The sequence below is a fragment of the Vibrio sp. JZG10 genome, assembly GCF_054064075.1.
Genome location: NZ_JBSUGE010000011.1, coordinates 191,478 through 216,132, shown reverse-complemented (window position 1 = coordinate 216,132; position 24,655 = coordinate 191,478). Strand labels below are relative to the sequence as shown.

General features: G+C 41.5%; 24 protein-coding genes. 11 read left to right on the top strand and 13 right to left on the bottom strand.

Features of this window, described 5'->3' with window-relative positions:
• Nucleotides 1-263: 263 nt before the first annotated feature.
• The 12 genes from ACWYVB_RS13805 to gspG form a co-directional block, all read right to left on the bottom strand.
• Nucleotides 264-776: a porin family protein gene (locus tag ACWYVB_RS13805; protein ID WP_074191951.1), complete on the bottom strand. Its 513-nt coding sequence runs from the start codon at nt 774-776 to the stop codon at nt 264-266.
• Nucleotides 777-1,163: 387 nt separating this feature from the next.
• Nucleotides 1,164-1,688, bottom strand: a complete 525-nt coding sequence (locus ACWYVB_RS13800; protein WP_256899638.1) for a hypothetical protein — start codon at nt 1,686-1,688, stop codon at nt 1,164-1,166.
• The gene (locus tag ACWYVB_RS13795) at nt 1,685-2,239 is read right to left on the bottom strand and encodes a hypothetical protein (protein WP_318119352.1); all 555 of its coding nucleotides are present in this window, start codon (nt 2,237-2,239) and stop codon (nt 1,685-1,687) included. The genes ACWYVB_RS13800 and ACWYVB_RS13795 overlap by 4 nt, the downstream gene beginning before the upstream one ends.
• Entirely contained in the window at nt 2,236-3,309 is a 1,074-nt protein-coding gene (locus ACWYVB_RS13790) for a hypothetical protein (RefSeq protein WP_318119351.1), read from the bottom strand. The genes ACWYVB_RS13795 and ACWYVB_RS13790 overlap by 4 nt, the downstream gene beginning before the upstream one ends.
• Complete coding sequence (locus tag ACWYVB_RS13785) at nt 3,309-4,163, bottom strand: hypothetical protein (RefSeq protein ID WP_257887434.1); 855 nt, start codon at nt 4,161-4,163, stop codon at nt 3,309-3,311. Before ACWYVB_RS13785 ends, ACWYVB_RS13790 begins: the two co-directional genes overlap by 1 nt.
• Nucleotides 4,163-4,834: a prepilin-type N-terminal cleavage/methylation domain-containing protein gene (locus ACWYVB_RS13780; protein WP_074191946.1), complete on the bottom strand. Its 672-nt coding sequence runs from the start codon at nt 4,832-4,834 to the stop codon at nt 4,163-4,165. Before ACWYVB_RS13780 ends, ACWYVB_RS13785 begins: the two co-directional genes overlap by 1 nt.
• Nucleotides 4,831-5,220: a PilW family protein gene (locus ACWYVB_RS13775; RefSeq protein WP_074191945.1), complete on the bottom strand. Its 390-nt coding sequence runs from the start codon at nt 5,218-5,220 to the stop codon at nt 4,831-4,833. Before ACWYVB_RS13775 ends, ACWYVB_RS13780 begins: the two co-directional genes overlap by 4 nt.
• A gap of 96 nt (nt 5,221-5,316) precedes the next feature.
• Nucleotides 5,317-7,365 (bottom strand): secretin N-terminal domain-containing protein, encoded by a 2,049-nt coding sequence (locus tag ACWYVB_RS13770; protein ID WP_104968994.1) that lies wholly within the window; start codon nt 7,363-7,365, stop codon nt 5,317-5,319.
• Between the two features lie 37 nt (nt 7,366-7,402).
• The gene (locus ACWYVB_RS13765) at nt 7,403-7,807 is read right to left on the bottom strand and encodes a pilus assembly FimT family protein (RefSeq protein ID WP_033004862.1); all 405 of its coding nucleotides are present in this window, start codon (nt 7,805-7,807) and stop codon (nt 7,403-7,405) included.
• A complete protein-coding gene (locus ACWYVB_RS13760) occupies nt 7,808-9,004 on the bottom strand; it encodes a type II secretion system F family protein (RefSeq protein ID WP_457529193.1) in 1,197 nt (398 codons plus the stop codon).
• On the bottom strand, nt 9,004-10,668 hold the full coding sequence (locus ACWYVB_RS13755) for a GspE/PulE family protein (RefSeq protein ID WP_457529191.1): 1,665 nt from the start codon (nt 10,666-10,668) through the stop codon (nt 9,004-9,006). Before ACWYVB_RS13755 ends, ACWYVB_RS13760 begins: the two co-directional genes overlap by 1 nt.
• Nucleotides 10,665-11,078, bottom strand: coding sequence for a type II secretion system major pseudopilin GspG (gspG, locus tag ACWYVB_RS13750; RefSeq protein ID WP_258512549.1), 414 nt, complete (start codon nt 11,076-11,078; stop codon nt 10,665-10,667). The genes ACWYVB_RS13755 and gspG overlap by 4 nt, the downstream gene beginning before the upstream one ends.
• Before the next feature lie 575 nt (nt 11,079-11,653).
• On the opposite strand from gspG, the gene ACWYVB_RS13745 reads away from it, so the two are divergent.
• From ACWYVB_RS13745 to waaA, 10 genes are all read left to right on the top strand, one after another.
• Nucleotides 11,654-13,003 (top strand): hypothetical protein, encoded by a 1,350-nt coding sequence (locus ACWYVB_RS13745; RefSeq protein ID WP_457529188.1) that lies wholly within the window; start codon nt 11,654-11,656, stop codon nt 13,001-13,003.
• Between the two features lie 161 nt (nt 13,004-13,164).
• Nucleotides 13,165-13,398, top strand: a complete 234-nt coding sequence (locus ACWYVB_RS13740; protein WP_457529186.1) for a hypothetical protein — start codon at nt 13,165-13,167, stop codon at nt 13,396-13,398.
• Between the two features lie 82 nt (nt 13,399-13,480).
• Complete coding sequence (locus ACWYVB_RS13735; protein ID WP_457529184.1) at nt 13,481-14,170, top strand: YjbF family lipoprotein; 690 nt, start codon at nt 13,481-13,483, stop codon at nt 14,168-14,170.
• Nucleotides 14,170-14,901: a capsule biosynthesis GfcC D2 domain-containing protein gene (locus ACWYVB_RS13730; RefSeq protein WP_318119346.1), complete on the top strand. Its 732-nt coding sequence runs from the start codon at nt 14,170-14,172 to the stop codon at nt 14,899-14,901. The genes ACWYVB_RS13735 and ACWYVB_RS13730 overlap by 1 nt, the downstream gene beginning before the upstream one ends.
• On the top strand, nt 14,898-17,093 hold the full coding sequence (locus tag ACWYVB_RS13725) for a YjbH domain-containing protein (protein ID WP_318119345.1): 2,196 nt from the start codon (nt 14,898-14,900) through the stop codon (nt 17,091-17,093). The genes ACWYVB_RS13730 and ACWYVB_RS13725 overlap by 4 nt, the downstream gene beginning before the upstream one ends.
• Nucleotides 17,094-17,240: 147 nt before the next feature.
• Nucleotides 17,241-18,182: an ADP-glyceromanno-heptose 6-epimerase gene (rfaD, locus tag ACWYVB_RS13720; RefSeq protein ID WP_318119344.1), complete on the top strand. Its 942-nt coding sequence runs from the start codon at nt 17,241-17,243 to the stop codon at nt 18,180-18,182.
• 127 nt (nt 18,183-18,309) lie between these two features.
• Entirely contained in the window at nt 18,310-19,296 is a 987-nt protein-coding gene (lpxM, locus tag ACWYVB_RS13715; RefSeq protein ID WP_318119343.1) for a lauroyl-Kdo(2)-lipid IV(A) myristoyltransferase, read from the top strand.
• A complete protein-coding gene (locus tag ACWYVB_RS13710) occupies nt 19,293-20,015 on the top strand; it encodes a glycosyltransferase family 25 protein (protein ID WP_318119342.1) in 723 nt (240 codons plus the stop codon). The genes lpxM and ACWYVB_RS13710 overlap by 4 nt, the downstream gene beginning before the upstream one ends.
• Nucleotides 20,012-21,067 carry a lipopolysaccharide heptosyltransferase II gene (waaF, locus tag ACWYVB_RS13705; protein ID WP_256955140.1) on the top strand — a complete coding sequence of 352 codons (1,056 nt, stop codon included), beginning with the start codon at nt 20,012-20,014 and terminating at the stop codon, nt 21,065-21,067. The genes ACWYVB_RS13710 and waaF overlap by 4 nt, the downstream gene beginning before the upstream one ends.
• Nucleotides 21,061-22,329, top strand: coding sequence for a lipid IV(A) 3-deoxy-D-manno-octulosonic acid transferase (gene waaA / locus ACWYVB_RS13700; RefSeq protein WP_318119341.1), 1,269 nt, complete (start codon nt 21,061-21,063; stop codon nt 22,327-22,329). Before waaF ends, waaA begins: the two co-directional genes overlap by 7 nt.
• Before the next feature lie 27 nt (nt 22,330-22,356).
• On the opposite strand, the gene ACWYVB_RS13695 is transcribed toward waaA, so the two are convergent.
• Nucleotides 22,357-23,229, bottom strand: a complete 873-nt coding sequence (locus tag ACWYVB_RS13695; protein WP_318119340.1) for a glycosyltransferase family 2 protein — start codon at nt 23,227-23,229, stop codon at nt 22,357-22,359.
• Nucleotides 23,230-23,550: 321 nt separating this feature from the next.
• Between ACWYVB_RS13695 and ACWYVB_RS13690 the strand changes: the two genes are divergently transcribed.
• Nucleotides 23,551-24,624, top strand: coding sequence for an FkbM family methyltransferase (locus tag ACWYVB_RS13690; protein ID WP_318119339.1), 1,074 nt, complete (start codon nt 23,551-23,553; stop codon nt 24,622-24,624).
• The last annotated feature ends 31 nt before the right edge of the window (nt 24,625-24,655 follow it).

The following is a 24,655-nucleotide window of genomic DNA, read 5'->3' as shown; positions in this document are numbered from 1 at the left end:
CCCGAAGGGATGGCAAACCCGTATTTCGTAGCCAAAGCTTGCTGTTGATCTGCTGGTAAACTTTGGAACATTTGGAGCTGTTCAGGTGTTGGAGTGGCTGCATAACTGACTGATGCAAATAGGCCTACTAGTAGAGCTATAGCAAGAGAGATATATCCTTTAAGCATGATGGGTCGCTTTAGTTATATGGGATGAAAAATAAGAGCAAGGGCGTTTGCGATCTAGCAACATTCGTCGCCATGAAGCTTTTTGTCTACTTAAAATTAGAATCGGTGTTGAAATCCAATACTAATAGTATTGAGACGAGCAGTGTTATCTGAAGATACATCTACAAACTCGAATGTAACGGCATTGTTTGTATCTAAGGCGTAGTGCATACCTAGACCAAAACTGAAGCTTTCTTCTGAATTAGATCCGACGTTTTGTTGATCCATTTGCAAAAATGAATAGCCAGCTAAGCCATAAACTGCAATGCGATTTGAAACCGGAATATTGAACTTAGTAAACGCACTGGTAATGCTATCAATATTGAGGTTGTTATCTCGTTGTATTGAAGTACCATAACGAGCCTCTAAGGCCAGATAATCATTGAAAAAATAGCCCAGCTGCCCTTGCAGAACATAAGGGTTTGCTTCTAGAGTAGAAGCTGGTTGCTTATATTCTGCGTTAGAGTAACTTGCTAACACTCCTGCATAATAATCCGCCGAAGCCGAGATAGAATACAAGCTTAAACCTAGAGTACTAATCACATTCAACAAAACTCGTTTACTTATCACGAACACTTCCTTTAAATCAGTAACTTATAAAGCACTACCTTTGTACACGCAGCTTACTTACAGCCACATTCTTTGCCTACGCTACCGCCCTGAGGCAAGCGAATAACCACCGTTTCGCAGTAACATCAAACTCACCTATAGGTTAGACACATTGAATTAATCACATATGTACCCACTAGAGAGAAAATTGCGATTCAACTCGATATAAGCACAAAAGCTGGCAAATTATGCACGTAATGATTAAAAACGGCAAGGTTACAACTGTCAAAGAACAAGCAGAAACATTAAGCTAGTAGTAAATGCTCGACTAGACATCACAAACATTTACTAACTTACGAAAGAAAAAGTTGCGGATAAGTTCCACAACTTTAATATCGTTCTTATTTCTCAGTTTTGCTTAAACAATACCAATTCGAGTACATCAGCCCCGTAGCTATCAAGAACAATCCTATCTCTACCTATATGACTCACTTTGTAGTTTGACAAAACAGAGTTGTCCTTTAGTACCTCTCTCGACACCTCTCCCGTTTCTAAATTGCGAAGTTGAATTACAGCAAACATTGAGTTCTCTTGCTCAAAAACAGCGGAGAGTCGAATAGCTGAAGACATGATTTTTTTCTCGCCCGCTTCAAGAGCCTTCTCTGAACTTTCAACCTCAGCCTTATCATCAATAGCGGCTTCTGCTTCTTTAGCTTTTAAGGGGTTAATCGATGCAAAGTGAGCTAGCAAAGAACTGACCTCTTCACTCTTTGGCGTCGACTTCTCTACATACGAAACGTCTCTATGCGTTAGCGAACGAGCCCCATCGCTTTGAACTGCCACCTTAGGAGAAATGGTAATATCAATAATAACGGCCAGTAAAACTAGAGGAATAGCCCAAGATAGAGATTGCGTCGTCAAAATCGCTTTCATACTTCCTTTCCTTCTAATACTGGTACCGCGAGTTTGTAGTTACTCTGTATGGACCATTGCCAATTACGACCTCTTGTATTTGGAGTTCTCCAGCTAAAACTCGATATTGCGACTTGTTCTTTGCTTTGTGCTAAATAACGATGGAATGCCGCGATGTCATCAACTGAACCGGAAAGTACAACCTCCAAGTTATACCAGCTCACAACTTCATCTCTAATTGGCTCCAACCAGGCAATAGACTGAACTTTGACATTAAGCGCCTGAGCCTCGACTTCAAGCCGTTTTTGAAACTCAAGTCGAAAAGCAGATTCATCATCTGAATGGTAAAACCTATGCTCAACTTTCTCGATGGCTCGCTCCAAAGACGTTTTCTGTAGTTCGAATGCATCTTTGTTGTTGATGACTTCTTGCGTCTTGATAATCTGACTTTGAAGTGCACTTAACCCTTCTCGATGCTCATTTCGGCTTTCAAGTACAGGTACCCACAGAAATTTGGCGATCACAAGTAAGCTGAGCCAAGGCAAGTATTTCTTATACTGTTCTGTATTCATCTCTCTACCTTCTGAGCCAGCTTAACCTCAACGTTAACAACTTCTTTATCACGCACCTTTCTCGCAGGACCGCTGAACTTTGCAGATGAAACGTTCACGTTATTAATTAAGTTTTGTAGAACTGCACTCGATGAGTCAGCTCTAACACGAATATTGACTAAATCATCCACCACCGTAATTCGCTCAATTTGGCTCCCCATTTCGTAGAGAGGGACTAAGACTGGCCATAGCTCCCATCTTGTTTGCACTGCATTTTGTACAACAGAGAGCTTATGCAAGTGTTCATCCAAATTTCTGACTTCATTTCGAACCTTTAAGGCACTGCCAACGTTAGCCTTTAAACCGCTAAGCTCATCAGAAGCAGAATTCATTTGCATACTCACAAAGGCAGAGCTAAGTAACAAGTAAACGGTAAATAGAAGAGAAAATGGAAAGACAGCTTTACTCAATCTATCAAAAAGAGACTCATCACTTCCCGGAGCTTGATGCCACAAGCCCATACATTTATGCCAAGGTAAGCGGAACCAGTTTTCGTTTAGGATTTTACTAAACTCAACCACCTCTATGTGTCGAGATTCTAAGGCAGCAATACCATGCGCAGCACAAAAATACTCCGCATTAGCAAACATACCAGCCGAAAGCTTTGAAAATATCCCTTTACTATTCTTTGCCAAGTAAACCGAATTACTGCCATTTTGATACCGAACAAACTCCCCTTCTTTTATCGAGCGACCAATAATGAGGCTCTCGGGAATTAATACACCGGTAAGCTCATTTAGGGATGGGGCGATCCAATATATATCCACAGTAATCGAGTTGTTAGAATTCTGATTTACAACGTATAAACCATGCTCTTCTTTCCCTTGAAGCTCAAATTCAATAGCCTGCTTGAGGGCTTTGCGCTCCATCACTGGCAACGTCAGTGTTTGCTCTCGGTATAACTCTCGATTAAGTACATAAACAGGCCTTTTCGCCCCCGAACGCTCTAGATGTTCACCGACTGACTCCGGTGTGATATATTTAAAAAGCACACCCAATAGAGAGTCCAACTGAAACTTTTCTTTTTTCACTACCCTTCGACTCCAAAACTCCAAATGGGTTGGGATTTATTTGTGGGAGACACATTGATGAACATTTTCCTCTGCACTCGAGCATCTCCAATTTGTTTCTTCAACGTAATAATAAAACGGCCACTAGGGTAAAACAGCATATAGTCACTTTTCCGCAACCCCGTAAGCTGGGTAAATAGTTGAGGTGTAAGTTCGCCATTTTGTCTCGATTCGATCACAGCCTTTGCCTGGCGTTCAGGCAACCATAATTTTAAAGATTCATCTGGAGCCTGCAATGGTAAGTAAGCGCTATAAGGAATGCGTGTAAACACTTCGGCCTTTGACGAAGATATCCCAACCTCTTCCAAAGCTCTCAACATTTCTTTTCGACTTTGGAAAAACTGCCCACTTAAGCCAGTGTCATTCGTAGAGCTCTGGAAACCTTGTTTGTCAATCAGTGCATTACGAGCAACTCTAGCCTGATGCTTACTGCCAAGTAATCGCTCAAATGCTCTCTCCACAGTTGAGCGATCCCCTCCGTTAAACACTGAAATCAGCCCTGAATTATCTTGGATTGTGATTGTTCCAATATCTTCATACTCAAAAGGAGAACCATAAAAATTCCATATCTGAGCCAATTTGTTTTCGTGTTGTTCGTCTTTGGCCCAGCGAGCCGTTGACAAGGCAAAAAGTAATTCAGACTCCATGGTTCTTACCGCAACCTCAGCCATAACTTTATCCTGTATGACCTGAGCGATAGATACTTTATCTTTTGCCGAATAACTCATTTGCAAAGCGAGTACGCTAATCACAGCACTCATTAATAAAACTTGCAGTAAGGCAACGCCGGACTGCTTAGTGTAGAAAAAGTTCACTACGCTTCATCCCATGTGTCAGTTGAGAAATTGAGCATGTAACTGTTATCTTCTGGAAGCAGAAATCGCAATACTTCGTCACCTATTGTAAGAGCGATAGCGACGGGCATCGTCTTTACAGCCTGTGCGCTATAGTCATCGTTCCATTGAGGCTTCCCTTCAAATTCATCTAGGAATAGGTTTTTATCCTCTAAGCTTTCCCACCCCAAATATCGAAAACCTGCTATTTCCAGCCCTTCAAATAAAACCTTTTCATACTTAAAGTCAGGCTTGGAAGAATCAAGTGCAAAAGATGAATTGAGTATTGGTGCCTCTTTGTATATGACTTGGAATGTACCATCTCCGACAGCCTGTACAGATATCTGAACTAGTGCTGGATCAGTACCAAAAATAGGTAGTTCGGTCACGGCCTCAAACTGCCGCCCATCACCTTCGAAAAAGTAAGAAGCTTTACCCTTCCCCCTGACTAGATATGGTAATGTGCCGTTTAGAACATCGAGCATCATTAATTGGCTTTTTTTCTCAACGACCAACTGATAAAACTGCCCCTTGTCTTTAAACCATCTATCATGAAAGAAGCTATAGCTAGTACTAGCTATCAACAAAACAGCCATCATGATGACACTAGCCACTAGCATTTCAACTAGGGTAAAACCTTGTTGCCCTTTCACCAGCTAAACTCCTTATAGACAATAGGAGCCCGGTTTTCGACCGTCAGCGTAACGGACCATAAAACAAAACGACGTTGCTGGGCACCATACTCATCTTCCAACCCCTCAGGCACGTATCCTGCTTTTCTATCTATTTCTGATGCATTCCAATGATAATAAGCTCCTTGGGCGTACCCCTCTCCATTATCAATCCTCTCATAGCGGATTTGATAACGGATCTGGTCAAGAATAAAAGGGATTGCACTTGAGTATTCGATAGATTGCTTGGCTTTGAGCTCTGCTTTTATTGTGCTTTGATAAAGCATCGACATAGATGTGATGACAGCAAAAAGGATCATGCTTGCTACCAGAGCTTCAATAAGCGTAAAGCCTTTGTGCTTATACATATTCCCATTCGCTTATAGTAGGCAAAAATTAACGTATAACGTCTAACTAAAAAGGTGTCGATAGGCCCAAATTAATGAGCCTATGCACTATATATCTTAAATTTTGACGTGCTCAAGCCCCTGAGCAAAACGTGCTTTCAGATCATCCCATTGGCTGCTGCTTTCAACGATTCTTGGCGTCACCATAATCACAAGCTCAGTTTTGGTCTTGTTATCAGTTTTAGTTCCGAACAAACCACCAACAACGGGTAAAGAACCTAAGAATGGTACTGCTGAACCATTGTTTGTAACATTTTCACTGATCAAGCCACCCAGAATTACTGTTTGACCAGATTCAGCAACTACTTCTGTTGTAATGCTACGATCAAAAATTGAAGGGTTGCCCTCTACAGAGGTACCACCATCAACTTGGTTACTATTTTCCTGAGAAATAACCATTGAAACAATACCTTGAGCGTTGACTGTTGGAGTAACAGCAACTTTTACACCAGTTTTTCGGTATTCCACTGAACGTGTTACACCATTATTGCTGTCTGTAGTTGTTTGTCCAACTACAGGAATATCTGTACCGACATTAATATTTGCTTCAACACCATCTCTTACTAACAAGCTAGGTTTTGACATGATATTAACGTTATTATTACTCTCGAATGCCTGTAAGTTAATGAAGTCATCACCGCTCATCCATTTGATCAAGCCACCTCCGACTTTATCCAAACCAAAAGCATCTTTTGTGCTAGCTGAAAAATTACCATTAGAAAAGGCCCACTCGACCCCAAACTTAAATTCATCAGTCATCGTTACCTCCGCAATTGTCATTTCCAAAATAACTTGCTTAGGCATTACATCTAGCTGAGCAATAAGCGGTAGCAAAGCCTGATATTCGGTAGAGCTGGATCTGAATATCAATGTATTCGCTCTTTCATCAACCACTAAACTCAGTTTGTCATTCGATACTGAGTTACTACTTTGGCTATTTACTTCTATTTTAGAAGAGTCTTTGTCTGCACTCTTTTGAACCGATAGCGAACGACCACCTATTAGCTTACTTAAGCTATCACCTATATCTGCAGCTCTTGCATACTTAGGTTGATAGATGAAATAACGTAAATCTGCGCCCTGACTTGGTCGATCCATTTGCGCAGCCCAGTATCGAACTCTCTTTATAAAAGAGTCTTCCGATGCAAAAACAGCCAAGGCTCCTAGCTGAGGGATCTGTACCATTGATAATCGCTTATCATTAACTCCACCATCAGCAACAATTCCCTCATTTTGTAAAAGCTCGGTCACGGTAGCGATGAAGTCCTCAGTAGTAATGTACCTTAGCTTCACCAACCCGATATGCTTGCTAGTATTTGAGGGAGCATCAAGGATTTTCAGTAATTCAATGGCCCTAACTACCTCCGAGCGCTTTCCGCTCAGAATGAGTACGCCCTGCCTTAAATCTGGAGAAACTCTAACTGACGTAAGTTCTCTAATTACGCCCATAGTCGAATTGCTGAAAGTAAACTTCAGAGGAACTACTTGAACTACGTCGATAGCCCCATCTGGCACAGATTCAGGCGTGGAGCCATAACCCAAAACGGCACTAGATTTACCATCTTGTTTCAAGTTCATAATGACATATAAACCATCACGAGCCTGCACACTAATACCACGCTGAACCAAAAGCTCCTGTGTCAAATCAAACAGACGTCTCGGGCTGATATCATTTTGAACATTCAGAGTGACCGGAGTTGTAACTCCTTGCAAGTTATCCCCAAGAATGTAGTCAACTTGCAGTATCTGACCAAAAACATAATGCAAGAAATCATTCAAAGGCATAGCGTCAGCAGCCAGCTTTAAGCTAGCTTCATCACTGAAGTTCGTTGAGAGTGCCTGACCCGCCTCAAAACGGTCATTACTAACCTTTAGAGTAGGTACTGTTTTATACACAGCCCCTGGTTTTGCTACTTTTGGCTCTAAGTCTGAACTAGCTTTCTTTTCAGTGACCTCATCTTTTGATAGTACGCTGTTTGTTGCCTCAGACTCTAAAAATGAACCGCTGACCGGATATTGACGCTCAGAAGCGTCTGTTAACACACACCCTGACAACAATGAACTGCATAACAGTGCAGACGTTGTTAACTTGAACTGTTTATTCATTTTGATTCCATGAAACGAGTTTGCCTCAGTCGTTATATCAATCTGTCGCTTCGACGAGGCGGAATAAATTGATTTCCTGACGAGCGCCTCTAAACACAACTATGAGATATTCAGGATCTGGATATCCATTGCGATTAAAGGCCACCATTTGCTCTTCCGGAAAACCTAGAAATTTAAAAGTAATATGCTTTTCACTTGTGGGCTGTTGAGAAGTATCCAACAACGTTAGCTCATTATTTCGAACATATAGCCCGATATCACCACCACGGTTAAACGCAAGATTACTTGTCTTGCGAACTAGACTTTTTAGCTTTTGTAGTTCAGCTCTGGCTTCAGCTTTTTCAACTTGAGCAATTGTAGCCGGCCCAACTAATGAGGCTGCAAGTCCCATTAGAGCCAAAACAATTAATAGCTCTATTAGAGTAAAGCCACGTGGGTGCATTTAAATCGCCACATCATTCAATGAAGTTATGCTCAAAAGCATAACCACCACAACACCACCAACAATCCCGCCCATAACAAGGATCATCAATGGCTCAAGAATAGAAGTTAATTTCGACGTCCAAGATTCAAAATCAGCTCGGCTTCGATGTGCAACCTCGTCAAAAACCCTGGCTAGCTCACCACTTTCTTCACCAACTTCAATTAAAGAGAGAGAAAGATCTGAATATAACTCTATATTTGACAGAGCTAACGTTAAGCTCTCGCCACCACTCACTTTGCTACGGGCTGCATTGAGTGAATTTTGTAATTCAGCCCAAGTGATGCCATCACAAACCAGCTTCAAAGCTTGATCTAACTTCACTCCACTAGTTAATAGCATTGCCATTGAACTACTGACTTGAATTCGATTAACAAGCAATATTGAGCTCTTAAGACCTGGCGTTTGGCTAAAAACCCTCGAAACCCAAGACTTAAGCTGTCCCGTATTAGCTAAGTGAAGAGTAAAAAACACACACCCGATGACTCCAATCAGCAGGTAGATTTGGTAACTTTGCATCCAAGCACTTAACCCTAGGAGCATTTCTGTATAAACAGGTAACTCCGCCGCTTGCTCAAATAACCCACTCATTCTCGGAACTATGAAGTTAAAGACAAATAAAATACAGGCTACACAAACAAACAAAATCACTGCCGGATAGGTAAGTGACTGAATGATTTTTGCTTTCAACTCACATTTAAACTTAAGTTCTTTGGCTAGCTGACCAAATACTAGAGGTAAGTTACCGCTCTCTTCCGCCATTTTAACCAAGCTGACATAGACATGGTCAAAACCTTTAAGATTTGACATTGCAGAAGATAAAGAGTCCCCTTTTCGAACAGCACTGGCAAGTTGAGACATGACGCGGCCTAAGTTGCTCTCACTGCCTTTTGCCAATATGTCTAAACCTCTATCAATCCGAACACCACTCTCAAGTAAAAGAGCAAGCTCAGATGTCATGATTTCTAGCTCTTTCAACGTTAATGGTTTAATTGGCCCGCTCGCCTTGCTACGGTTATTTGCTAGTGTCTCTTGTAGCTTTACGACCGTTAAATTTTGCTGCTTGAGCTGTTTTTTTGCGTCCTCTAGTGAAGACGCATCAATTGCACCATTATGTTTGGCTCCATGACGATCATACGCCTGATAGTCAAACTTCATTAGTTAGCCACCCTCATAACTTCTTCGATGGTTGTAAGTCCTTGAGATACTTTTAATAACCCATCATCAGTCAAACCACGACCACCAATACTTCTATGATAAGCGATGGCTTTTTGCAGAAAGTGTTGATCTTTCTTGAGGGCTCGAATCTCATCGTCAATAGACATGTATTCAATTATCGCCATACGACCTTTATAACCAGTATTCCCGCAGTGTTCGCATCCCCTTGCCTGCTTTAGGTTCAGCGTATGTCCGCTTCTTTCGGCTAAGGTTGCCAGTGTTGGGTGCCTTTTCAATGTTTCTGAAGGGTCGATCGGCTCCGCACAATGAATGCATAACTTCCTAACCAGTCGCTGAGCTACGATAGATACCAGCGCCGCATTCAGCAAATACTCTTCAGCCCCAAGGTCGAGTAAACGAGTAAACGCTGAAGGAGCATCATTGGTATGTACTGTACTAAACACCAAGTGTCCGGTTAATGCAGATTGCATTGCAATACGCGCCGTTTCTGCATCACGAATCTCACCCAGCATAATGACATCAGGGTCCTGTCGGACAATAGAACGCAAGCCCTCAGCAAAGCCAAACCCAATATCCGATTGAACTTGTACTTGGTTAATACCGTCTAGACGGTATTCTACAGGGTCTTCCAAAGTAATGATTTTACGAGATTCGTCGTTCAATAAACTCAGAAAGGTATATAAGCTGGTCGTTTTACCTGAGCCTGTAGGACCAGTAAGCAATACTACGCCTGCTGTTTTTTTTATATCGCCTAGAATAGCGCTTTGAATATCACTGGATAAACCCAAACTACCAATATCGTAACGAATCGACTGTTGTCGTAAGAAACGCAAAACCATGCTTTCGCCATCTGCAAGAGGCAGGGCTGATACACGGATGTCTAGTTTTTCATTCGCGATCTTAATTGCGATCTTGCCATCTTGAGGTCGTCGTTTCTCCGCGATATCCATACCAGAGAGAATTTTCAATCGTGAGATTATCGGCACACTCAAGCGAGCAGGAACTTTTTCCACTTCATGAAGTACGCCGTCAACACGCATTCGCACTCGATAGGAATTCTCACTCGGTTCTAAGTGCATATCGGATGCACCTAGTTTTAAACCTTTAGTGATCAGGCCGTTAAGAAGGTTTACTACTGGAGCTTCAGAAGCAAGCTCTCTTAGCTTGTCCTCTTCTAATGAACTGAGGTTGTTGAAGTCATTTTCATCAGAGTTCTCACCATCAGAAACATGAGATTGTATGAGCTCGTCAAACTGAGACTCACTTGTAACAACAAACTGGACATTTTCGGTTGGAACCAAGCTTGACAAAAGCTCAATAGCTTCTGGGTGAAGGGGGTTTTGTGCAAAAACAACGAGTTCACCTTCACCGGTCTTGGCAACCAGCCAGCCCATGTTCTGCAAAGCAGAATACTTTTCACCGTTTTCAAACAGCAAATCTGGTGGCAGTTCGAATTCAGTGATAAGCGGTAGCTTTAAGTAAGTCGCGTAAAATTCAGGAAGATTCTCTTCTGTCAACGCGCCTATGTTGACTAAAATCTGTTCTAGTTGCCCACCATTCCGCGATTGGAAATGACGAGCTTTCACTAAATCTTCACTAGAGACATCGAAGTGCGACCTGAAGATGGCTTCAATTTGACTCATTGATAAACCACATCCGCCGCTTCACCTTCTCCACCTTCTACACCATCAGAGCCAAGACTCTTTAGACTGTATGGCGCGCTGTTTTCACCCGGTACTTTGTAAATGTATGCTCGGTTCCACGGGTCTAACGGAATCGCTTTTGGAAGATAAGGACCATCCCAACCAACTTTATCATCTTGACGAAGCTGTTCCAGAGCTGAAGGATAGTTACCAACGTCTAAGCGATATACGTCTAAGGCTGTCGCCATCATCTGCATTTGTGCTTCTGCTGTCTTAGCTTTGGAGGCACCAACCTTCGAAAACATAGTCGGAGCGACGAGTGACATCAGCAGGCCCATAATGACAATAACAATTAAAAGTTCCATTAGCGTGAAGCCGCGTGTGCGAGAACGTAAAGAATTAACAACCAAAATTTTGCTCCCAGATAGACCAATTGGAAGGCGATACTATCATAGCCATTTTTAAATCCATACCACTTCTCCATATCGAAGCGGTTGCTCAAAACAACATCACAAAACTGTTAACAAAGTAATATACAGATCTATCAGTCAAATATTATTAACAGCATCAATAGTAGCGCCCTTAATTACAAAACCAACAGAATGCGTAATAAAAATGTTATATTTGAGCACTATTTGAGCACGCTAATGACAGTCCTATAAATTAACTCAAATATTCGGACGTTTTGCTGACATAAGTGTGAGTTAGGGCAATTTTTTTTGACAATAACCCCTCCTCACCAGTTGATGTTGACATTTAATTCCTTTATATTTCCGCTTGTAGCTAAACCTTTGGAAGGGGTGGTTACAATATTGATTAGATTTTGTCCTAATCGGTGTCACGGGGCATCATTAATTCCAACCCGGGTGGCAATGCTGCCTCGTCGGTAATGACAAAATCTCTTATAGTTGGCAGTTATGGAAAACAATAACTTTTGGTTAGGGTTTCATGACACCAATTTCATGAAATTGGAGAAATTTTCAAAATGAAAAAGCTATTTAACGCATCTCTTGTTGCGCTAGCAGTGGCTGGTACTTTCAGCGCAAACGCAGCTGATATCTCAGTAAACGGTGATTCAGTAAAAATCTCTACTGAAGCAAAAGAAGTAGGTCTAAGCTACACTGGTGCACTTACTTTCGATACTATCGTTAAAAAAGATCACTCAGCTGGTTCTGAGATCGTTCTAACATTCAGCGAAGACGTAGATCTATCTGGCGTAGTTGGTGGTGCTTGTTCAGGCCTTAACTCTGGTACATTTGAGTGTGGTGGTACAACAGACGCAAACACTGACGGTCTAGTATTTGATGTAGGTACAGGTTCATTCACATTCGATGCAGTTACTGTAGACAACACAGCTAAAACTATTAGCTTCAACGTTAACCTTGGTAACCCACTGATTGCTAACTCTGCTTTCCGTACTACTATCAACAACATTGAGATCGCTGGTGCATCTGACCTAGATTACGCATCAAACTTGGGCGGCGCGGAAATTGAAACTGGTTCAGCACTAATCGCAACTGAAGCATCTCAGTACTCTTTCGCAGTTCAAACTGAGTACAACAACCGTGTTGAACGTGTAAACCAAGAAACGTTTGCAACATTTGCTTCTGACGAAGGCGCTCTTGTTGATATCGCTCGCGTTAACATCCTAGATAAAGCAACTGAATTTGACGTTGCTGCGACTACTGTTGATTCAGACATCAAAGTTTCTGCAGACCTACACCTAGGTGGTGCTACTGAAGCTGCATTTGGTATCACTGGTACTAGTGGTACTGTAACTAAAGTTGAAGAGGCTGGTAAACTAGTTGGCTTTACTTCTGCTCTAACAGGTCTAGATGCAACTAAAGCAACCGTAATTACGTTTACTAACCCAGCTAACACTCCTATTGCGCTTACAAACTTCGCAATTGATGCAGCTGTGGAATACAACGATGGTGCTTCTGCAACTGGTACTAAGACTCTAGCACAAGCTGCTGATCTTGGTCAGTGGGAACTAGACGCGTCAGTAGTTAACGTTCCTTACCTACCAGTAGGTTACGAGAACCTATCTTCAAACGTTGAGTACTCTAACCACGGCTCTTCTGCTGCTGAAGTAAGCATCTCTGCTTTCGACAACAAGGGCAACGAGTGGAACGGTACACTAGCTAACGCAGCTCCTAAGACTGTAACTAAGTACTCTGAAGATGACATCATGGCTGCTCTAGGCATCACTGAAGCTACTAAACTAAACATCACGTTCATCTCTGACGCTGATGAAGAAAACGTAAGCATCGTACCTTACTACCGTCAAGGCGATTCTCGCGTTCAATCTATCAACGACCAATACAAAAAGTAATTAAGTACTTTTAGTATAACTCGTTAAAAAGCAGGCTTCGGCCTGCTTTTTTTGTTTGTTCTGTTTTAAAGCAACTGTTTACAACATATGCATATATACCCTAAAATGCAGTTTGAGGTTTACCCTCACATCGATGTTATTGAACCTTGCAAGGAATAGTTATGAAAAATATCGCATTGGCAATGTTAGTGGCACTAGGTGCTTCTACTTCTGCTTTCGCTGAAACAGGTACAGAAGCAGGCAGCGCTGGCGCAGCATCTGCATCTGCAACAGGTACAACAGCTGTTGCTGTTGGTGCAGCAGCAGCTGTAACTGTAGTTGCAGTAGCAGCGTCTGACTCAGACAGCTCTTCTAATTCTACTTCAACTTCTACTTCAGCTTCAGTTTCTAACTAATCTTAACTGTCTGACAAAGAAGTTAATCGCCCTGATCTTTTCAGGGCGATTTTATTTGTATTCAACCCAAGGTGAGGACGGCATGGGTAAAATGAGAGGTAATGAGGGTAAAACTCAAGCAAAACTCTTGATCATTACATCAATTTTATTGATGGCGGGCTGTACGCAAAAGTTTAATGATGTTTCGGCAACCGTAGAAGAAGCTTACTCAAACTATATTGATGTTGAGTTAACATCTGATGAGATAAAACAAGTACCTTATGCTAGTGCATACTTGAGAATAGGCACTCAAAAGCAAGTCTTCGTTGTGCTGGCTTTTGCCGAAGAAAACAAAATCACAGGAGCCCAGCAACTAAAATGGGTGAGCGCTGATAAGTCTATGATTGTGACAGAGAACGGACGCATTGTTAAAACAATAGGCTTACAAGGAAACAACCTCGTCGCTCTATCTGGCACTTATCCTAAATTTAATGATGTAAATACGACTCATAATTATTCATTAACTTATGATTGGATGCCGAAGTATCGCTACAACTATTCTGCGACAGCACAATTATCTAAAAGTATTACTTCAACGGTAGAAACCGCACTCTATAACTCTCCAGCTCAGGTATTTGAAGAAAGCATTTATTTTAAAGCTTTAGACTCTAAAATTACGAATAGATACTGGGTTGATACTTCGGGAAATGTTCTAAAAACAAGACAATACCTTGGTCCTAATATGGAACCAATTGAAATTACTTTCCTTAAAAGGTATACGGAGAAAAAATAATGTTTAGGATTACTATTACATTTTTCTTTATACTTGTGAACTTCCCATTATATGCTTCAGAACAAGTAAAAGACGATTATCTTACTCTTAAACTTTCCAACTCAAACCAAGAGTTCAAGTTTTCATCATCAACACGACTACACCAAGCTTTAACGGCTCTCGAACAGCATAATGTCTATATAACTTACCCCTTATCAACTACGCTTTTCTCTCTGAACCCTTCTGATGTAGAACAAGTTCGACTCAGCAAAGAGCGTGCCCTTGAGTTGATGAAAGAATATAAGCTCAACAAGACGGAACTTTTTAATTTAATTCAACGTTCTGGTACTTCTAAAAGAGTCATTTCAAATATTGATTTAGATACTATTCGTTTAAATAAAAAAAACAATCCTCTTCTAAAAGGAAAGTATATTCTCTCAGTTGGTGAACGAGGAAGACCTTTACTTGTATTGGGTAATACCCCTAAAATTGAAACTATCTCGACTGAAGAAAACATGAGCCTGAGTAGTTTATTCAATGATGAAACAGCATTATTTAAAAATCTAGAACACGCTCCTGTACTTATTTACCCTGACGGCAAACTAACACAATCGCACATTGGAAACTGGAAGACAAAAAGTTACTCTCTTCCACCTGGCACTATTATCTACATTCCATTTTACAAATTTGAGAATTCACCTTTAGATAAAGCTATCGTTGAACTTTTGATAAACATGAATACAGTCTTATGAAGCTCATTCCAAATTTTCTACCCATTGTACTAATGAGCCCTGTAGCAGTGTTGGCTCAATCAGTGCCTTTTGAAGCACCAGATTTAACCCCTTCTCAGATGGATTTCGGTGGTGTTGGTTTAATGCAGATGCCCACCGCAAGGATGTCTGATGAAGGCGAATTTAATTTTTCAGTTACCGGTAGTAATGAGTATTTGTTTTATAACGTCACCCTACAAGTACTACCTTGGTTAGAAAGCACCATACGCTACACCAAGGTGAGGGATCTACCATACTCATCGTCTTTTCCTGGAGTAGACAACGACTACACTGATAAAGGAATCGATTTTAAGATTCGCTTGATGCAAGAATCTCAGTATCTACCTGAACTGTCTGTTGGTGTTCGAGACTTCGCAGGTACAGGCCTTTTCGATGCTGAATTTATCGCGGCAACAAAACGTTACTCCAACCCTAACTTAGGTACTTTTGATTTTACACTTGGTATGGGCTGGGGATACTTAGGTACCCGAGATAATGTAACAAACTCATTCTGTAAGTTAGGAGATAAGTTCTGCGAGCGTTCTGACGAGTTTCTTGACTCAGGCGGCACAACTAATTTTGAAAGAGCATTTAAAGGCCCTGCAGCTCTGTTTGGTGGTGTAGAGTTCCAGACTCTGCACGAGCCACTGCGGTTCAAAATCGAATATGATAGCAATGACTACAGTGAAGATTATGCTGTCGTCAGATCAGAAGTCGATATGACGCCCCATACACCTTGGAACTTTGGTGTTCTATATCGTTTAGGACATATGGCTGATTTGCGCCTGAGTTATGAGCGTGGTGATACACTCGTTGCTGGTGTTAGCCTTTACACTAACTTCAATGAAATGCCGTCTTTCTGGCGAGACACGCCAACTCCTGAAATGAATGACGAGCAACCGGAGCAACTGTCTGATGTAGATTGGGAACGAGTCACTAAAGAGTTAGATAACGTTGCTGGTTACCAAAATGCCCAACTCTATGTTAGTGAAAACACGGTCTCAGTAGTCGGAGAACAAAAGAAGTATCGTGATCGCACCGAAGCTCATGAAAAAGCATCAGCGGTTCTATACAACGAGATGCCAGAAAACATTAATACTTTTACTATAAATGAGCGCAGTCGTGGGTTGATTGGTGAACAAACGGTTATCTCTAGAGATAAATACCGTGATTTCGCTGAGGTGAACTATGTAGATCCAGTAATTTCAGATGCAACTTCAACGTCAGGAATGAAGCCGCAAGGTGATCTAGCATATGATGGATTTGAACGCTTTGATTGGGGTTTTGCCCCGAAACTGACTCAAACTTTGGGAAGTGCGGAAGACTTTTACTTATTTAGCGTAGGGCTGAGCGGTAGCGCCTCATACTGGCTGACAGACAACCTTGAAATTGGCGGCTCGTTGTACTGGGATTGGTATAACAACTACGATAAGTTTAACTATGTAACTCCACCTGATGGTACTACTGTTCCTCGCGTTCGTACCATGTTCCGCGCTTACCAAAATGAACATGCTATAACCATGTCAAACTTACAATTGACTTGGTTCCAAGAGTATTCCGATACCATGGTTCAACAATTCTACGCGGGTTATCTGGAGAGCATGTTTGCTGGAGTCGGTACCGAGTTTCTTTACCGACCACAAGGAGCTAGCTGGGCGATTGGCGCTGACGTCAACGTAATTTCTCAACGTGATCCACAAAGTTACTTCGGTGTTTACGATGAGAAATGGCAGAACGTTCCAGAATATGGACGTCCATTCCAAGTTATTGATAAAGGATTCACTGGTTTTGTATCTGGTTACTACTACCCTCAATGGGAATTCCTGCAAGATTTGATGATCCAAGTCGATGTTGGTCAGTTCCTAGCTGGTGATGTTGGTACACAAATCAATGTTTCTAAGCAGTTCAAGAGTGGCGTAATTGCTGGCGCCTTTGCCTCATTTACAGACTTGTCTGCGGACGAATTTGGTGAAGGTAGCTTTACTAAAGGTTTCTACTTGTCGATTCCGTTTGACATCATGACCGTTAAGCCAAGTAACAATCGTGCGAACTTTAGTTGGCAGCCTCTTACTCGTGACGGAGGGCAGAAGCTCGGCCGCAAATACAGCTTAATTGAGTTAACCGACGAACGAAATCCTTGGTACCAAAGACCTAACCGTTCGGATGTGGAATAATAAAGTAATCAAGGGAGCTGCGGCTCCCTTTTCATATCCAGATACTGAGTCATAGAAGACTAAAACCTATCTTCCTGCTTCCAATAGCGCTACTTTTCGTTTCTTGCTAGAATTCCTGAGAAAATTTTAATCTATGGTGGAAGTTCTATGATCATCGTAACTGGTGGCGCTGGCATGATCGGCAGCAACATTGTTAAAGCACTAAACGAAGCTGGTATTAACGATATCCTGGTTGTCGACAACCTAAAAAATGGCAAAAAGTTTAAGAACTTAGTTGATCTGGACATCACAGATTACATGGATCGTGACGACTTTCTGACCCAAATTATGGCGGGCGATGATTTTGGTCCGATTGAGGCAATTTTCCACGAAGGTGCTTGCTCTGCAACAACTGAGTGGGATGGTAAGTACATGATGCTAAACAACTACGAGTACTCTAAAGAGCTGCTTCATTACTGTTTAGATCGCGAGATTCCATTCCTATACGCTTCTTCTGCAGCCACTTACGGCGATACCGATACTTTCGTTGAAGAACGCGAATACGAAGGCGCACTGAATGTATACGGTTACTCGAAACAGCAGTTTGATAACTACGTTCGTCGCCTATGGCAAGACGCTGAAGAACATGGTGAGACCCTTTCTCAAATCACCGGCTTCCGCTACTTCAACGTATATGGCCCACGTGAAGACCACAAAGGTAGCATGGCATCAGTTGCGTTCCACCTAAACAACCAACTTAACGCAGGTGAAAATCCTAAATTGTTCGCGGGCAGCGAATCATTCAAACGCGACTTCGTTTACGTTGGTGATGTCTGTAAAGTAAACCTGTGGTTCTTAGAAAACGGCGTATCAGGCATTTTTAACTGTGGTACTGGCCGTGCTGAATCTTTTGAAGAGGTAGCAAAAGCAGTTATCAAGCATCATGGCCAAGGCCAAATTGAAACCATCCCATTCCCTGAGCACCTAAAAGGCGCTTACCAAGAATTCACACAAGCGGATCTGACCAAACTGCGCACCGCAGGCTGTGATGTTGAATTCAAGACAGTTGCAGAAGGCGTTGCCGAATACTTGACTATCCAAAACCGTTAAGCCCCACAAGGTGGCAGAACCATAATCTGCCACCTTTACTCAAGTGTAATAGCCTGTATCATTCCTAACTATCTTTTTTCTCATTTAAACCACTTCGCCCGTACACGAATAGGTAACTAGACACGCCATGACCATAAAACGTGATGACTTCGACCCTAAAGCATATAACCCTGAGTTTAAGCGCCACTTTCTGTCGCCTAAGTACTGGGGCACGTGGTTAGGTGTTATCTTATTTTTACCTTTATCATTAATGCCACTAAGTTTACAAAAGTGGTTGGCGAAAACCATAGCCAAAAAACTGTCGAAATCCCACAAGGGGCCAGCTCACCGAGCGAGGGTTAACTTTGAGCTGTGTTTTCCGGAAAAGTCGTTCCAAGAACGTGAAGCTTTGATAGAAAAAACACTCTACACAGCGGCCATGTTCTTTTTTCGCTTCGGGTTACTAAGTTTACGCTCACCAAAGTGGCTTCAGAACCGTTGCCAAATTCGCGGCCTAGACATTTTACGACAGCACATTGATAACAACGAAAATGTGATTTTAATGGTTCCCCACTCTTGGGCAATTGATGTGCCTGCTATCTTGCTCGCTTCAATGGGAATGCCAGTTTCTGCAATGGCGAAGAAACAAAAGAATGATGTTGCTGACTGGCTTATGCACAAGCAAAGAGTTCAATACGGTGGTCGTGTTTATGAACGCTCAGGTGGCATTAAGCCTTTTCTGAAATCCATTCGAGATGGCTATGTGGGGTATTATCTACCCGATCAAGATCACGGCCCAGAGCATAGTGTGTTCGTAGATTTCTTTGCTACACGTAAAGCAACGCTACCTGGTTTAGGCAAAATAGCGAAACTATCACGCTCAAAAGTACTGCCTCTATTTGCGTCGATGAACACTGAAGATGGTACGTTTGATATTGAGATTTTACCGGCGTTTGAGCTGGATAAAGGCGAAGAGCAAGACGCTCGTACCTGTAATGAAGCCATTGAATATTTTGTCGGTGATAAACCCGAACAATATATGTGGGTACTGCAGTTGCTGCACTCTCAAGAAGACCGCAATAACTATTACAATTTGTTTAAACCAAGATATAACAGCGACTGGAAAGTGCAGTGAAAGTATTTGTCGTAAGCTTGGCTCGATCGCTAGATCGCCGAGAACGTATTGAAGAAAAGTTAAAACAACAAGGTATTACGTTTGAATTTTTTGATGCCGTAGATGGCTCTGTTGACAGTTTTCTTCATTCAGAAAAAAGTCGTCCAACCATTACTCTACGCCGCAAAGGGTATCAATTAAAAACCAGTGAAGTCGCCTGCTTTGCAAGCCATTACGAGTTGTGGGTTCGCTGTATTGAGCTTGATGAACCGATCATCATCTTAGAAGACAACGTCGACCCCGTAGAAGGGCTAAAGCAAGTACTCGAACATACCCTTCCACTGACTTCTAATTATGACTACATCAAGTTGTCTGCCACTCAGAAGTGTGCATTCATCCCAATTGTACCTATTGATGATACTCATATGCTAGGGGGCTACTCTGCTGGCACTTGTGGTACCACCGCTTATATCGTCACACCTAAAGCAGCCTCAAAGTTTGTTATGCATGCTCAAGAGTTTATTGAACCAGTCGATGACTACATGGAAAAACCATGGAGACATGGTGTTCAAGTTTACAGCGTGTCTCCAGATCTTTTTACTAGAGCTGAGATTGCTTCGACGATTGGTGGTAAAAGAAAAGATAAATCCAAAATGACTCTTGCGAATAAAATATACGCTGAACTTTTTAGAACTTATGAGTCAATTTTGAAATTCCTATACTGGAAAAACAAAGCATGAAGATTTTAGTCATTGGCCCTGCGTGGGTCGGCGATATGGTAATGTCGCAATCGTTATATATCGTATTAAAGCAACGTCATCCAGATAGCCAAATTGACGTTATCGCTCCAGGATGGTGTAAACCGATTCTTGAGCGTATGCCAGAAATCCACCAAGCTATTGAAATGCCTATCGGTCATGGTGAGTTTAACTTATTAGGCCGCAGGGAAATTGGTAAATCATTACGTGAAAAGCAATATGACCATGCCTATATCTTGCCTAAATCAGCGAAATCAGCACTGATCCCATGGTTTGCAAACATTCCTCTTCGTACTGGCTGGAAGGGAGAAATGCGCTATGGTTTATTGAATGACTTACGCCCTAACATGAAGTCTTTTCAGTACATGGTAGAGCGCTATGTAGCGTTAGCTTATCCAAAAGCAGAAATGGTGGATTCTAACTCTCTTGGCGGGCTTGAAACCTTGCCTCGCCCGCGCCTTGCAATCAACGCAGCTGAGCAACAAGCCACGCTCAAAAAGTTCAACTTAACGCAAGACCAACCAATCATTGGACTGTGCCCAGGAGCAGAGTTTGGTCCTGCCAAAAAATGGCCTGAAACACACTACGCTGAAGTTGCGACACAAATGGCTCGATCTGGGCATCAAATCTGGTTGTTTGGTTCTCAAAAGGACTTAGAGACTTGTAACAATATTCGCGCACTTGTTCCGACGCAATTCCATAAGCACATTCATGTTCTAGCAGGCCAAACCAGCTTAATTGAAGCGGTCGATCTACTTGCTGCATGTAAGACTGTTGTCGCGAACGACTCCGGCTTAATGCATGTGGCATCTGCGGTTGGTTGTAATGTTGTTGCCGTGTATGGCTCAACTTCACCGAAGTACACACCTCCACTCGCAGAAAAGGTGGAGATTGTTCATACCGATATTGATTGTCGCCCTTGTTTCCAGCGTGAATGTCAATACAAACACCTAAAGTGCTTGACAGAACTTTCGCCTAAGCAAGTGCTAGATAGTATCCAAAAACTTGACGCCATTACGATAAGCTCATGTTAGTTCGTATTGTTTATACCTTACTACTCGCCCTAGCGTCACCGCTGCTTTTATTTGGTTTGTACAAGAGCAAACCAAATAAACCTAAGTTCGGCTCTCGCTGGAAAGAGCACTTTGGTATCACTCCCAAGCTAAAAAGCAACGACAAACCTATTTGGATACATGCCGTATCTGTTGGTGAAAGCATAGCAGCAACACCTTTAATCAAAGCCCTTAAGGAACAAAACCCCGAACAATCTATTCTAGTTACTACAACAACAAGTACCGGAGCTGAACAGATTGCTAAGTTGGGTGATTTAGTTGAACACCGCTATATGCCAATTGACTTTGGGTTCGCTATCAAAGGTCTTCTTAAAGCAGTGCAACCAAAACAAATGTTGATCATTGAGACTGAGCTGTGGCCAAACACGCTTCACAATGTTTACAAAGCGGGTATCCCTATAACTGTCGTGAATGCGCGCCTCTCTGACAAATCGTGTCATAACTACGCAAAAATACAGCTGCTTTTTAACCAGCTTCATCCATGCCTAACTCAAGTACTCTGCCAAACAGATTCAGATGCAGAGCGCTTCGAACGACTAGGCGTCGAGAAAAAGAAACTATCCGTTACTGGCTCGATTAAGTTCGATATTCAAATATCAGAGCAAGTGAAACAGCAAGGACAGCAGCTTCGAGCCCAACTTGGAAACGATCGCCCAATTTGGATTGCAGCTAGCACCCACAAAGGCGAGGACGAACAGGTATTAGATGCACATAGACAAGTTTTAAAATCTCATCCAAATGCTTTACTCGTTTTGGTTCCTCGCCATCCAGAACGATTTGATGATGTATTCACACTTTGCCAACAGCAAGGCTTTAACACTGTGCGTCGTACTTCAACGCATGCAGTAGAGACGAATACTCAAGTATATCTAGGCGATACTATGGGTGAGATGCTAACGTTGACGGGCGCAGCGGACATCTGCTTTATGGGTGGAAGCCTAATTGGAGATAAGGTTGGTGGGCACAATGTGCTAGAGCCTGCGGCTTTGGGCGTCCCTATTATCAATGGTCCAAGCTTCTTTAACTTTAAAGAAATCATCAATGACATGAAGCAGAATAGCCTGATAGAGATCGTCCAGGATGATAAAGAGCTTGCTAAAGCGATAATCGCACTCGTTGATAACGAAGTCGCTCGAGAGCACCTCACCACAACGCTTGCCGCTTTCATGTCAGCGAACTCAGGCTCTCTGCAACGAACTACCACAGCTATCTCTTCTATCTAAAAAAGCCGATATTAACTCGGCTTTATTTTAAGCTTTAGTTTTAAACCAACGCTTTATTTTCTTTCTGTAATGCTTTTTCGATTTCTTTAAGTATATAGAAATAAAGGTTGGCCAGTATTTATAGCCATATATCCGATTTAGCCCTAAGATTCGTTTTTTATATTGCTCAAATTCACGATCTTCAGCAATCGGGTCTTTCGCTTGCTGCAGACTCCAAGAGCCCTCATGCATACTACGATACACTGACATATAACCCGGTATGTAAAGTGCGCCTTTGTCGACACTATTGATAATCTGTAATACGGAGTGTTCACAGTTATATAGGAAAAAATCCGGGTTTTTAGCGATTAACTCAAGAAATGGTTTAGTTCGAATAAACAAAGAAGCCATTGGCATATAGCCTCCACCCTTCTTGATGATCGTCTTAAATGAGACGATCTCGTCTTCTTCCCCAAGATAGCCATACTTTTTGTCAAGTAACTGTTCGTCAATTAAGGTATATACTGGATGAAAACATGCATTTAACTCTGGCTTGTCAACCATTTTATCATATTGTTTTTGAAGCTTATTCTCATCTAGCCAATAGTCATCCCCCTCGCAAAAAGCGATAAACTCACCTTTTGCCTTAGGAATAATGACCGAAGACATTGTAATGCCTTTTGAGTATTGATTCTCCTCTGCGTAAATTTTTCTTAAAGCGCACTTTTTATTATTTAAAATAAATTCGTCAATAATAGTTCTAGTATTGTCCGTAGATAAATCATCATAAATCAACACTTCATAATCAAAGTTTGTTTTTTGATTAGAAATGCCACTTAGTGCTTTTTCAATAAATTTCTCGTGGTTATAGCAGACGACAAAAACTGAAACTTTAATACCTTCAGAAAACTCACTTGACATAGAAAGCTACCATTAAAATAAATTAAACAAAAAATAATCACAGCTTAGTTTTAAATCGTTAAAAATAGTGACAAAACAAAACCACAATATCAATAAATTAAAAAACCATAGCGATTAATAAATAATTATAACATATTAAAGTCTGATGCTCACCATTGTATTAAATGAACATCCTAAAAAACTATAAGCTCTTTGTTAATTTCATTTTTATCTACCAACACAATGTGTCAACACTGTTGGACAAACTTGGACTATATATAAGAAGTAATTACCCTTATAATCTAAAGCCAGTTCGCTGCACGATACCAAAGAGAGAGCTTAATGACTACAATTGATTTCCACAAGCTGGGCCATTGGGAGCAATGTCCGAATGCCCGTGATTTCTGGAACAAAGATATCCAAACACCTCGATATGCTATTGGTAAAAACTGCCAATCCTTAGATATCAACATGATTTCACCTTTGGATGGTATTGTTGATGACTACTCAACATCCTCAACATGGAATAACATTCCCGTTGTGCATAGCTCGCAAGTTCCTAAAAATAGCTTGGTAGTTAATTGCTCAACATCCGTGAGTCCAGTCTCAGTTGAAAAAGTTTTTTCAAATCGAGAGTGGTGTCTACTAAGTCTAAACTCTGTCATACATGCATCAGAAGGAGCGCTTAAACTACCTTTATTCAGTCAAGGTATGTGGCATTTGGTAGAACACGATGCTGACAAATTGAATAAGATATATCGTAGCTTAGCTGACAATGAGTCTAAGCATGTATTCTTAGATACCATTGCTTATCGACTTTACCTACAACCGTCAGTAATGAAGAATTATAAAAATAGAATATCTGAACAATATTTTGAAGATTTCATGGCTTTCGAGAATGATGTGTTTGTTGATGCAGGTGGCTTTGATGGAGATACTACAGAAGAGTTTGCAGTTCGCTACCCTACCTATAAGAAGATATACTTGATAGAACCGTCAAGTAAGAACATGGACAATGCAAAGAGAAGGCTCAAGAATTTCTCAAGAATCGAGTTTATTCAACGAGCTGTTTCTAATAAATATCAAGAACTAACATTTGATGAAGACTCTGGTTCGGCATCAAATGTTAGTGACTCAGGCTCAATTAAAGTTATTGCTGAGCCTATCGACGACTTAATCAAAGAAAAAGTAACCTTTCTAAAAATGGACCTTGAGGGTTGGGAAGTGCAAGCTTTAGAAGGTTCTGCAAGCATCATCAAACAGGACAAGCCCAAACTTGCTATTGCTGTTTACCATTCGTCTAAGGACTACATTTCTCTTTACGATTACATAATGAACATTAATCCTGACTATAAGGTTTATATGCGTCATTACACCGAAGGCTGGTCAGAGACAATTATGTTTTTCAAACGCTGATTAAACAATAGATAAAGGCACTGATTCAGTG